This is a genomic window from Spiroplasma endosymbiont of Nephrotoma flavescens (genome assembly GCF_964030835.1).
GTDB lineage: Bacteria > Bacillota_I > Bacilli_A > Mycoplasmatales > Nriv7 > Nriv7.
In genome coordinates this window covers 68,021-80,404 of sequence record NZ_OZ034982.1, presented here as the reverse complement: position 1 = coordinate 80,404, position 12,384 = coordinate 68,021, and the positions used below count along the sequence as shown (strand labels likewise).

The following is a 12,384-nucleotide window of genomic DNA, read 5'->3' as shown; positions in this document are numbered from 1 at the left end:
TTTCTTTATTAAGGAGTAACAAAAATGGCAAATTATATTTATGGTAAAAATCCTTTAAAACAATTGTTAGCTGATGACCGTCAACGAATTGAAAAAGTTTTTATTTTACCACAAGAAAAAGTTATTATTGAACAATTAAAGCAGGCGAATATTTCTTATGTTATTAGTAATAAAGAACAATTATTATTATTAGTTAAACATTCAAAACATCAAGGAATTGTCTGTTTAATTAAGGAATATGTGTATTCTTCTTTAGAAGGAGTTTTACAAAAAATAAAAACTAAGAAATACCCTTTAATTTTAATTTTAGATCAAATTGAAGATCCAAGAAATTTTGGAGCAATTTTGCGAAGTTGTGATGCAGTTAATGTTGATGCGGTTATTATTTTGAAGCAAAGACAAGTAGAATTAAATGCTACGGTTGCAAAAACTTCTGTTGGTGCGATTAACTATGTGCCGGTTGTGAAAGTAACTAATCTTAGTAATACTTTAACGACATTAAAAGAAAATGGTTTTTGGATTGTTGCTAGTGCTTTAAATACCGAAATTAATTATTATAATGTTGACTATAAAAAACCGATTGCTTTAATTGTTGGTAATGAGGGTAAAGGTGTTAGTCAGAAACTTTTAAATAATTCTGATTATATTGTTAAAGTACCCATGCAAGGTCATATTAATTCTTTAAATGTTGCTGTTGCTAGTGCTTTGCTATTATATCAAGTTCGGAATAATCAAAATAATTAAGGAGTTTAAATGGAAGATAATGAATTAATATATCAATACCAAATTGCCTATCAACAACCAGTGTTTATATTTTTATGAAAAAAATATTTTAATTTAATTGAAAAAATTACTTTTATAACTTTTCGAAAATTTTCAGCAATTCCTCTAGAGTTAAGTGATTTTAGTTCTTTACAATATTTTTCATTTTATAACAGTATGAAAACTTATCGGGAGACAGCAAATAAAAGTTTTTCTAATTATATGCAACAAAGATTAAAATGAGATTTATTACAATATATTAGAAAATACATTAATAAGAAGCATGCTGTAATGAATTATGCCATTAGTTATGATACGCAATATGAGAGAACAACGGTTGAACAATCATATTTAGTAGCTGAACCTAAATGGATTAATTATGGTTTGTCATTTTTAACTAAATTAGAAAATGAAGTTATTTTATTAAAGTCACAAGATTATTCTAATGAAGAAATATCTCATAAATTAAATATTAGTTATAAAAGTGTTGATAATGCTTATCAACGAGCAAAAGTTAAATTACAAAAAAATCGTGATTGTATGTAAGGCAAGGTTAAAAATATGAAACAAGGATATTATCAAAGTCCGGTGGGATTAGTAATGGTTACTAGTCAAAATAATAAAATTACTAATATTAGTTTTATTTTAGCTTGTCCTTTGTTTTCATCATTATCAAAAGAAATAAAACAATGTTTACAAGAAATTGCTGAATATTTTATTAAACAAAGAAAAGCATTTTCGTTTGATTATATGTTAAATACAACTAAGTTTAGTCAAAAGGTATTAGAAGCAACAAAGCAAATCCCTTATGGTGAGACAAGAACTTATAGTGACATTGCTAAAATGATTAATCATCCATTAGCAGTCCGAGCAGTGGGGTCGGCATTAAAAAGAAATCCGTTAGCAATTAGTATTCCGTGTCATCGGGTTATTAATAAAAATAGTAAGCGGATTAATTATCTTTATGGGGTAGAAATTAAATTAGCATTGTTAGCATGAGAAGGTGTGATATAAGTGTTGTTTGTTTAAGAATATATCGCTAATAACTTTACACCACCCTAATATAAGGGCGCATAAAGTTTTGTTAGGTAGGTAAATATTTGAATAAGTATTAAGGCAGTCAGCAATGATTGTCTTTTTATTTTATAAGGTGTTAAAAATTTGTTCTTTGAAAATTAAATACAAGTGAATTAATAATGTTGGTATGTATTAAAGCACGATAAATTGTGGGTGGTCGCCATAACCAAAAGAAGTTTACCAGTTAATAGATAACACCCTATTAGCTATAGCAATTTGTTTCATTTTGCAATAAAAAAATGAATGGGTGGATTTCCTAAAAATATACACGCTATTAAATTAGTTCCAAGGGTAGGATGCGGATGTTAAAGTGTAGAAATTTCTATTATAGGGGTATGTTAAGTTTAAAATTATTAAAATCTTTATCTAATAAAAAAACAAAATTTATTAACAAAGCTTGTTAAACAGTTAAATCTGCGATATATAAGTGTTTAAAAAACTAAGTTAACTAACTTAGTTAATATAACTTAGTTTATCTATAAGAAAGGTAATTTATTATGAAAAACATTGAAAACATTTTCTTAAATACTAAAAAATATCTCTTAAAAGAAACGCAAAACGCAATGTTTATTAAAGCGCCAAAAATTCCGTGATTTAATGAACAAATCGGTATTTGGTTTCCAAAACGATTTGTTTATAAAGGGAAATATGAAAATTCTATTTGCATCGGAATAATAAAAGATAGTAAATATCAAATAATTTCAATTAATAAAAAAGAAAATGAAACCAAGTTAATTAAAGGACAAGAATTATTAAGCTTCTTCATTGCCGAAAAAGAAAACAACAAAAAAGATATAAATTATAACTATTTTAAAGGAGTTTAAAAATGAATATTGCGATTGGACTAATATTTATTATTATCAGCATCATGCTATTGGCATATTTTGCTTATAAAATTTATGCCAAAATAAAAATGCGAATTAAATATAAAAATGCCATTAAAAGTAATACTGGTAATTTTACAAAAGACGAAAAAGTATTTATTGCTCGCTTTGAAGAATGAGTTAAAGCTCCTAATTCAAAAGACAATAACGCGGATAAAAAATAATGTTTTGAAAAATTATCATGGAATTCTTAGAACTGTTTATTCCGATAGAAAAAATGCCTGCACAAGTTGCGTTTATTGCCGGATTAATTATTATCATTACTTTTCTTTTCGCCTTAATTTCAATTATGTATTTACCAATAAAAATGATTTTTGGGAGATAAAAAATGACAATAAACTTAAAAGAATTTAATTGAGAACAAATTAAACAAACTTTCTGAGATTTATTTATTCAAATTACAACTATTCCAGCTCATATTACTGGTGGCGAAGAAATTAATTTAACCCAAGAAACACTTTGACTTTTAATAGCAAACATTGCTTTTTGATTCTTGACAGCAGTTATGGTGTGATTTATTCTAATGCTACTTTGAAAAACCATATCATTATTTAGATAGAAACAGAATTAATGTCAAGAAGTTACATTGCAATGCATTCCCAAAGAAATTCAAAATTAATTAGGAAAAAATACAATCGTTTTAAGGTTAACCATGGTTTTAATAAGTTTAAGAAAAATTTTGAATATAAATAATGAATGTTTTAAAAAGAAAGGGGGTGATTATATGATTGGAACTTTCTTGGCCGATGCACCAGCAAAAATAACAGCTAGCGATGCGATGACTAAATTGTGAAATGCAATTATAACAGCGTTTACTAAAATGTGAGAAATTATTGCCGTTAATATGCCGCAAGTCGGTAACTTCTTTGCTGACTACTGAATCTTCATTTTTCCATTTATTTTGGCAATATTCTTTATTTGCTTTAAAATGTTTGAAAAATTACTTGGCGCAGTCCGCTAATAAAAAAATAAAGTGAGGTGCAAGATGAAATTTTGCAAATGAATAATAGAAAAAAATAACCATTTTATTGAATTGAATCGCACCTCATTTTTAATTTTATGACATTGCGGAGCAATTTGATATATTTACAACGGTTATTTTAAAAACATTGTAAGCTATTTATTTTTAGCAGGTTGTATTTTAATTTTTCTTTTTAAAATCGGTAATTTAACACAAATTAACAAAGTTATTAATTTCTTAAAAAATTCACCATTAAATATTGTGATTGGTTCATTAGGAACTGGAAAAACTGCTTTTCTAGTATATGCATCAAAATTACTAAAAAAGAAGAAATATCACATCGCATCAACCTTTCCATTACTAGAAACCCAAAAATTAAGTTTAGGACATATGGGATTATTAGATTTTGATTATCCGGTATTGCCAGACAAAACCTTACTTTTATGAGATGAAACCAACTTATTTTTAGAAGGTACTGATTGAGAAAAAAATAATACCAAAAACGAGGAGACCGGTATCCAAGAATATTTCGCTCTGGCACGCCATTTTGGTCATATTGTGTTAGCTAGCGGTCAAAGAGATAAACATATTTGAGTTAAAGTTCGTGATATTGCTAATAATGTGATTGTGGGCATTCGCAAAAAACCTGTTAATATTTTTCGCCCCTACTTAAAAGTCATCTATGGCACCTTTACTAGCATTGAAGAATATGAACGCTGACAAAACACCTTAATTGATGCTAAAAATAGTAAAAAAGGGCGTCGCATTAAATACCGTGATATTCCTGAACTTGATATTTATTTTTTTAAACTAAAAATTCCTTTACCATTACTTAACACTTACAATTCTTTTTACCTAGCATTTTTAAGAGATTACTTAAATTCAAAAGTAAATCCTGACTATGAAGATAAACACTATACTGATACGGCAATTGATTTAGAAGACTTAGAATACTTAAAAATGGATAAATTTAGCAAATTTTTAAGAAAAATGAAAGAAAAGGAACAATAAAAAATGGAAAATCTCGCAAAAATGGCCGACTTTCTTGCCCAAATGCTTTATAAAGTTTTTGATTTAATTTGAAGTCTTGAAGTGCCGGGAACAAAAATTCAACTAATATTTCCTTTGTTCTTAACGCTTGCTGTAGAATTTCTTATGGCAATTATTCTTGGATTTGGTAGTCAACAAGTTAATTTAGAAAAACAACGCCAATATGCTGTTAAAAATAAGGGGCGTTTAAGTGCGTGAGGAAAAGCTAAAAAACAAATAAAACCAATAAAAACAAAACAAGGTAACTAAAAATGTTTAAATTAATTATTATTTTTATCTTAATAACTGTTCTTGGACTTTTAGCTGGTAGTCATTTTGAAACTTTAACGAACTACATTAGCGAAGGTCTTACCAATTTCCAAAAATTTATTACTAGCAATTTAACAATTTTAGAACTATTTAAACCAATGGCCCGGACATTTTCGCAACATCCAATCTTTACCATTCTTGGTGTCACTTGTGTACTTATTGCTTTATTTATTGTGATTAAAGGACGATAAAAATATGAAAGGAGAATTAAAATGAAAAAACTTTTAGTAAAATTATTTAAAAAAGATAATTCAAAAGAAAAAATGCCATTAAAATTAAGAATTAAAAATTCTTTTAAAAAGCAGTGGTTAAAAATAGTATTAAGTATCATTTTCATTTTTATAAGCTTATTGATTTGTGCATTAACAGCAATCGATACTAAATGAATAACTGGAACAAGTGATGAGTTTAATGATTTTATGAATAAAGAAATGGTTGATTTCTTCGGCAAGTTCAATAGTGGTATTATGCTAGCAGGAATATTTGTTTTTTGATGAGGCGGAGCAATATATTTTGCAATTAAATTTGAAAAATTAATCCGCTTTATTATTCAAAAAATTAAAGCAAAAAGAGCCTTAAAAAATGAAATCACACAAGCTCATTAATTCTTTAAAAAAATATTGATGGAGAATTTTACCTTACATTTTTATGATTACTATCTTTTTCATTCCATTTTTAAAATTGGAAATTAATGATTTGAAATTATTATATGAAAAATTTGAAGTATTAATTTCACTTATGATACTAGGGTATTTAGATATATGCATTACAATAGCAGTAGTTATAAACTGTAGCATTGAGTGACTTATTAAAAAAATCAAAACCAAAAGAACAATGAAAAATAAAATACTTTAAAAAGGAGTGATAAAAATGTTTATGAAAATATTTACCGTGTTAATTATTGGTTTCAATAACATTTTTACCATTCCCCAAAACATTAACAATGACAAAACAACAGTACAATCACTAATTAGAAATAAAAGAGAAAGCAAAGAAACTTATGAATTAAACTTAAAAAAAGGATTTGTTTACTTAGTAAAAAATAGATGAAAAAAACCTACTACTGATATAAAATGAGATTTATATATACATACACAACAATGACCAATAAATATGCCAAACTGAATAAAAATTGATACAATATCTCCAATTAAGGAAGAGACAATACATAGCATAATAGATAATTACCATGCAAAAAATGAAAATATCCTTGATGAACTTACAAAACTCAACTTTAATATCAAGTATGAAGAAATTGAGAACGGTAATATTCAAAAAAAGGAAATCTTTAATCTAAAAGTAACAATATTAAGAAATCCTACTTGAACACAACTAATAACAAAAATTGAAGGTCAAATAAGACCATCAACTGATATTGATTTACCAGAAAAAACCACCAAATTTGATGGCAACCATAACTATAACGATGTTGTTGATAATCTTGATTACTTAATGATTCATCGTGGTGATTTTGATAAATTTAATTACTCTTATCTCTATTGAACGCCAATATTTAATTTCATTAACACCTTAGAAAAAGGTTATTACAAAGAATTTATCATTAAAAACCATGGTTTTAAAGATGAAAGCTATTTTCATCATAAGACTTCTAGTAGTGAGAATGAAATTAATAAGAATGTTTTAAAAATTAAAGCTTTTAATAAAACCTTAATCGCAGGTAATAACTATTTACAATTATTACATGGTGAAAGTGAAATATGAAAATATGATACGGCAAATACTAACGATTATTACCTAATTAAGTACCTTTTTGGTACCTTAAATTATCTTAATGTTAAATTTAGTTTTTTGAGATACGACCCTGAATTAAAAAATGACATTTACCTATATTTTAAAAATAACATTCCTAGTATTAACAACAGCGATTACAAAAATGTTTTTGACGAAATCTATGAAATCCTTGGTAACTTCTTTGCCAGTTTATTTTATGCTACTTTTGATATGGACGAAAAAACTTACACCGAAATTGATTTTAAGGGTGTAGAAAATTATAAGAAGGATTATTTTATTCAAATCGGTTTCTTTTACCGTTCATTAATTACCTTTTATCCCAAAAAATACTTAGTAAATATTATAGGAAACTCAGAATTATTACTAAGAAGTTATTTCTTTACTTTTGACAAAAAAACGCATCAAGAGAATTATGATGCCTTTAAAAACAATAATAGTATCTACCAAATTGATTTTAATGTCTTAAAATCCTATGATAATAAACTAATTACCTTGCCAACCAGCAAGACTGCTAACAGCATCAATTACCTAAATACCGATATTGATATTCGTTATGGTATTAATATTTTTACTTTAACCTTTCCACTTTATCACAAAGATAATATCTCTAACTACAATTTTAAAATTTATGACTTTAATGTCTTAAATTCAACAGCCTTTATCCCTGATGGTTCAAATAACAGTGAATGAGACGATTTAATTCCACCAGCAAATTGTAAATATTCTGGACGATGAATACCAACTTTTAATGATATTGGATGTGCCATTCAAAATGCTGGTATCAAAATGATAAACTGAATGCTGACAACATCACGAATCATTACAATTTTACGCCCGTTAGCAATTATTGCAAAAGCAACAGTTAACTTTTCAACCGCGATTTTTCCAGTTTTTAAAACAGTACCAGCTTTTTACTATACCTTTCAATTTTTAATCGGTTTTGCCATTTTTCTAATGATATTAAGGATTTTCGTGTAATATATATATATATATATATTAGACTTGGTACATAACCTTTAATTTTATCTACTATTTTGATAATATTATCTTCTCGGTGAGGCAGAAATATTAGATAAATACAAAGATGAAAATGAATTTTATAATCTAGTAGGCACAAAATGTTATAGTTATGTACCAAGTCTATTGAAAAAATAAAGTAATAAAGGAATTAAAATAATGAAAATTTTAAATATAATAACTCTTTCGACATTAACAATATTACCAATAGTTGGCTGTTCTAAAAAAACAAATGAACCAATATTACAAATTGAGAATGAATCATACGAATTAAACTTAAAAAAAGGATTTGTTTACTTAGTAAAAAATAGATGAAAAAAAACCTACTACTGATATAAAATGAGATTTATATATACATACACAACAATGACCAATAAATATGCCAAACTGAATAAAAATTGATACAATATCTCCAATTAAGGAAGAGACAATACATAGCATAATAGATAATTACCATGCAAAAAATGAAAATATCCTTGATGAACTTACAAAACTCAACTTTAATATCAAGTATGAAGAAATTGATAACGGTAATATTCAAAAAAAGGAAATCGTTAATCTAAAAGTAACAATATTAAAAAATCCTACTTGGACACAACTAATAACAAAAATTGAAGGTTAAACCTTTAATAACTAAATTTAAAAACTGTTAAAATACTACCTTTCTAAGGTGATATTCTATGGTGACAAATAACCGCGCCCTTAAACAACCAAACAATTTTTTCTTTTTTTTATTTTGTCAAAATAGAAAAGCAGTATTTAAACTTAAATACTGCTTTAGTAAAAATATTTTTAATCTTAATTTAAATTAGATAATTAACAAATATATTAAAATTAAAATTTGAAGTCGGGTTATTTATGCACAACACATATAAGAAATATTTTAATTTTTTAATTAATAATGTTAAATTTTATTCTATTCCTAGTCAATCGCCTTCAGTGTTGGTTATAATGACAAAACCATCATTTTCATTATCTAATATTTCAAAATAACCATTTATTTGTTCAAAATGAAGCAGCATTACTTTTACGAGAGTATTGAAATCTTCATTTGTGACACTCCCGCCTCAGCCAGAATGGTCATTTATAATAAATTTATTTTTAATAATTTTAGTAATGGTTGCTTGTGAATTTTTATTTTGTTTAATTTCATTTCATGTGTTTTTGTTAATTTTAATTTTTAATTTATCATGGGCGAGAAATTTATATCATTTTTCAATGTTATCATAAACATTATGATGAATTGAAGCTGGCAACGCAATATCAGATGTTGAATGATGATGAAAAGCAAAATACATTCATGTTCCTGCAATTGCTAATCCTCCAATTACTACGGATAATCCTAGGGTTTCTGGAGCCAGAGCGGCAGCAGTACCGGTTTCCCCTGCTATAATTCCACCTTCAACCGCTGCTGTTTCAGCAACAGTAATTGTTTCCGCGGCGGCTAAACTTTCTGTTGTACTTGTTGATAAGAGTGGGGTCATTTCCATTGCTTCTGCATTTGTGACACCAGTAGCAGCAGTACTACTAACAGTCATTTTTGTTCCATAAGCTGTTAATGCACCCCCACTTAAAGCTGCTAATCCAGTATTTGTTAATTTTTCTTTAAAAGTTTTTTTATCATTTTCAGATAATGTTTGATAATAACGATTAATTTCATTTAATTTTTTTAATTTTTCTTCTTTTGAAAGAGCGTTGTATTGATTTATTGCCTTGGTAGCTGTTATTTGTGCGTTGATAATATTTTTGTTTATTGGTTTATTTACTACAGGTACATTTTGCTTGATTTTAATTTTATTATTGTTTTTAATTAAGTTAATTTCTAAATTTTCATCATTTTTTAAACTTTTTTCTTCTGTTTTTTTATCTACAAAATGATATTCATCTTTTTGTAATGGGGTTGTTGGTGGTAAATTATCTGGTCTTTTTGTTGTATCAACTACCGGGATATTTCCCTGATTGTCATTAATAGCAATAGATTGATTTGTTCGATTTTCTTCTGGTGTCAAAGCAAAATTATAATGGTTTCTATTTACATAAGATAGATTTATGGTATTACTTGAATTTGGATTAATTGGTTGATAAGATCCGTCATTATTTACACTAATGTTAGAATTTAAAATATTACTCATTGCTATTATTTCTGGCGTACCACCTCATGTTGATTGTTGTCTCATTCTTTCTAAATAGTTAATATCAATATCATTATTTTCTTGAATAATAATTGAAAATGTTAATCTACTTAGTGGATTTAAAATTATATCTAAATTTGATTCAATATAATCAACAACACGATTACGAAAAACAACTCTTACTAATCTATTTATTGTAGCATCTTGATATAAAATTTGTGTAGAACTATGATTTTCTAAATCAAATTGTTGGAATAAAGTTTGAACATATGATAAATAACTTAATTGTAATTCACCAAATAATTGAATAAATCGGTTTCTAAATTCTTCATTGTTATTTCGGATTGGCAATAAGTAAGATGTTGCTACCGACCAAAACAAACAACTTCCATCTGCTGACACATCATAAAGATTAGTTTGTTGTCTTTGTTTAGGATTTTGTTGTTGCGCGCCACTCATTCTCGGGCGTTCGCCAACAGACACTCTTGGAGTACCGCCACCGGAATTATCACCACTAGAATCTTGCTTTGTTACATAATTATTTCTATTTATTTCACAAACACTATCATCATCATTATTAAAATTAGTAAAATAGTTTTGAGTTGAACCTTTACTGTCTTCTCGTTTATCAATGATAAATGTTACTTTCATTGAATCACCATTATAAACATTATGATCAGTTGATTTAATAATTGCAGTCGTATCAGTAATGCTATTTTCTTGTACTTTAACTTGATCAATATCTAAGTTAGAATTTAATTCTCTAACACAATTTAAAATTGTTTGTGGACTATTATCTGATATTTTTCTTAACTCATTTTTTGTAATGACATCTGATAATTTAATTATTAATAATTCTTTTAATCTATCTTGAAATTTTTTTAAATTGTTATTGTTTTCTGTTTTTTGTTTTTCATCTTGTGCGTTTTTTAAAAAATTACTATATAAATTTATTTTATTATTTAATTCAATATATTTTTTTAAAAAAAGGTTAATTTTATTTTCTTCTTGTTTATTAAAATTTGGTCAATTTAAAATTGAATCATATAAAGTGTTTTTATTTTTATTATTGTTAATATTTATATCATTTTCTTTTTTAAATAGTAATTTAATAATTGCTATGTTATTGTTATTTACTGCATCACATAAAGGAATTATGCCAAGAACATCCTTTGCATTAACATCTGCTCCATTATCAAGCAATAATTTAACAATTCCTATTTTATTATTATTTGCCGCCATATGTAAAGGGGTGTTTCAATCATTATCTTTTTCATTAATATTAATTTTATTTTTACTTTTTTTGTTTGTCAATAATTGGTTAACAACTTTTGTGTATCCTTTTTCTGATGCGATATGTAAAGGGGTGTTTTCTTCAACATCCTTTGCATTAACATCTGCTCCATTATCAAGCAATAATTTAACAATTTCTATGTTATTATTATTTACCGCCATATGTAACGCAGTTTCAAAATAAAAATTTTTTTCGTTTATATTAACAAAACCAATAAATTGTTTAAATAATTTTGTATTTCCTTTCTTTGCACATATATGTAAAATATTATTTCCACAATTATCTTTTTCATTAAAATTAAAATTTTTTTCTAATATTTTTTTTGAAATATTTAAGCAGTTATTTGTTATTGCTTTAATATTTAATGCAATAAATAAACTAGATATTTTTTCGTTATTATCTTTTGCGTTGATGTCGGCACCATTATCAATCAAAAATTTTGCAGCTCTTATTTGATTATTAAACATAGCAACGTGTAAAGGAGTGCGCATTTTATTATCTTTTGCGTTGATGTCACTACCATTATCAAGCAATAATTTAATAATTTCTGTATTACCATGTCATGCCGCTATATGCAAAATACTAACTCCCTCATTATCTTTTGTGTTGATAATTTTTTTAAATTCTTCAGGCTTATTTTTGTAAAATTCTTGGGATTTGTAAAACAAAAGTTTAAAAACATCAATATAATCAAAAATTGTTGCTAAATGTAAAGGTGTTAAGCCTTCGTCATCTTTTGCGTTGATGTCAGCACCATTATCAAGCAATAATTTAATAATTTTTAAATTACTATTAACTATTGCTCAAAATAAAGATTTTGAATAATTTTGATTATTAAAATATGGTTTTTCTTTGTTTTTATAAATTAATATTTCAATAATATCTAATTGATTTTTAATAGTTAATACATCTAGTAAATCTATATATTTGAAATTATTAAAATATAATATTGGAAAATTAAACGGTTTTTTTAATTTTTCAATTTTTTTGTTAATAATTTTTGTAATTTTATTTGTATTAAAAACATTTTTAATCGATTCTTTAATTGAAGTTTTATAAAATTCATATTTGTCATTTTTTTATCAAGTTCTTTTTCAATTTCTTGATCAAATTTTTTATCAAGTTCTTTTTCAATTTCTTGATCTA

At 25.9% G+C, this 12,384-nt stretch carries 15 protein-coding genes; 14 read left to right on the top strand and 1 reads right to left on the bottom strand.

The genetic code is table 4. The annotated features are described in order from the left end of the window. Positions 1–24 precede the first annotated feature (24 nt). The 14 genes from rlmB to AAHN02_RS00435 all read left to right on the top strand — a co-directional run bounded on the left by rlmB (position 25) and on the right by AAHN02_RS00435 (position 8,434). A complete protein-coding gene (gene rlmB, locus AAHN02_RS00500) occupies positions 25–744 on the top strand; it encodes a 23S rRNA (guanosine(2251)-2'-O)-methyltransferase RlmB (RefSeq protein ID WP_338968211.1) in 720 nt (239 codons plus the stop codon). A gap of 9 nt (positions 745–753) precedes the next feature. Continuing rightward, positions 754–1,308: a sigma factor-like helix-turn-helix DNA-binding protein gene (locus AAHN02_RS00495; RefSeq protein WP_342277791.1), complete on the top strand. Its 555-nt coding sequence runs from the start codon at positions 754–756 to the stop codon at positions 1,306–1,308. A 15-nt stretch (positions 1,309–1,323) separates the two neighbouring features. Then, on the top strand, positions 1,324–1,776 hold the full coding sequence (locus AAHN02_RS00490) for a methylated-DNA--[protein]-cysteine S-methyltransferase (RefSeq protein WP_338968204.1): 453 nt from the start codon (positions 1,324–1,326) through the stop codon (positions 1,774–1,776). Between the two features lie 560 nt (positions 1,777–2,336). Further along, positions 2,337–2,663 carry a hypothetical protein gene (locus tag AAHN02_RS00485; protein WP_342277790.1) on the top strand — a complete coding sequence of 109 codons (327 nt, stop codon included), beginning with the start codon at positions 2,337–2,339 and terminating at the stop codon, positions 2,661–2,663. A gap of 2 nt (positions 2,664–2,665) precedes the next feature. Continuing rightward, positions 2,666–2,887, top strand: a complete 222-nt coding sequence (locus AAHN02_RS00480; protein ID WP_342277789.1) for a hypothetical protein — start codon at positions 2,666–2,668, stop codon at positions 2,885–2,887. After that, positions 2,887–3,048 carry a hypothetical protein gene (locus AAHN02_RS00475; protein ID WP_342277345.1) on the top strand — a complete coding sequence of 54 codons (162 nt, stop codon included), beginning with the start codon at positions 2,887–2,889 and terminating at the stop codon, positions 3,046–3,048. The genes AAHN02_RS00480 and AAHN02_RS00475 overlap by 1 nt, the downstream gene beginning before the upstream one ends. 3 nt (positions 3,049–3,051) lie before the next feature. Next, complete coding sequence (locus tag AAHN02_RS00470; protein WP_342277788.1) at positions 3,052–3,282, top strand: hypothetical protein; 231 nt, start codon at positions 3,052–3,054, stop codon at positions 3,280–3,282. Between the two features lie 165 nt (positions 3,283–3,447). Further along, a complete protein-coding gene (locus AAHN02_RS00465; RefSeq protein WP_338967064.1) occupies positions 3,448–3,684 on the top strand; it encodes a hypothetical protein in 237 nt (78 codons plus the stop codon). 24 nt (positions 3,685–3,708) lie between these two features. Next, entirely contained in the window at positions 3,709–4,695 is a 987-nt protein-coding gene (locus tag AAHN02_RS00460; RefSeq protein ID WP_342277787.1) for a hypothetical protein, read from the top strand. A 3-nt stretch (positions 4,696–4,698) separates the two neighbouring features. After that, complete coding sequence (locus tag AAHN02_RS00455; protein WP_215826817.1) at positions 4,699–4,983, top strand: hypothetical protein; 285 nt, start codon at positions 4,699–4,701, stop codon at positions 4,981–4,983. A gap of 2 nt (positions 4,984–4,985) precedes the next feature. After that, the gene (locus AAHN02_RS00450) at positions 4,986–5,234 is read left to right on the top strand and encodes a hypothetical protein (protein ID WP_338967070.1); all 249 of its coding nucleotides are present in this window, start codon (positions 4,986–4,988) and stop codon (positions 5,232–5,234) included. Positions 5,235–5,255: 21 nt separating this feature from the next. Continuing rightward, complete coding sequence (locus AAHN02_RS00445; protein ID WP_342277786.1) at positions 5,256–5,648, top strand: hypothetical protein; 393 nt, start codon at positions 5,256–5,258, stop codon at positions 5,646–5,648. 271 nt (positions 5,649–5,919) lie between these two features. Continuing rightward, positions 5,920–7,773, top strand: coding sequence for a hypothetical protein (locus AAHN02_RS00440; protein WP_342277785.1), 1,854 nt, complete (start codon positions 5,920–5,922; stop codon positions 7,771–7,773). A 418-nt stretch (positions 7,774–8,191) separates the two neighbouring features. Next, the gene (locus AAHN02_RS00435; protein ID WP_342277784.1) at positions 8,192–8,434 is read left to right on the top strand and encodes a hypothetical protein; all 243 of its coding nucleotides are present in this window, start codon (positions 8,192–8,194) and stop codon (positions 8,432–8,434) included. 289 nt (positions 8,435–8,723) lie between these two features. On the opposite strand, the gene AAHN02_RS00430 is transcribed toward AAHN02_RS00435, so the two are convergent. Continuing rightward, positions 8,724–12,104 carry an ankyrin repeat domain-containing protein gene (locus AAHN02_RS00430; protein ID WP_342278172.1) on the bottom strand — a complete coding sequence of 1,127 codons (3,381 nt, stop codon included), beginning with the start codon at positions 12,102–12,104 and terminating at the stop codon, positions 8,724–8,726. Positions 12,105–12,384 lie beyond the last annotated feature (280 nt).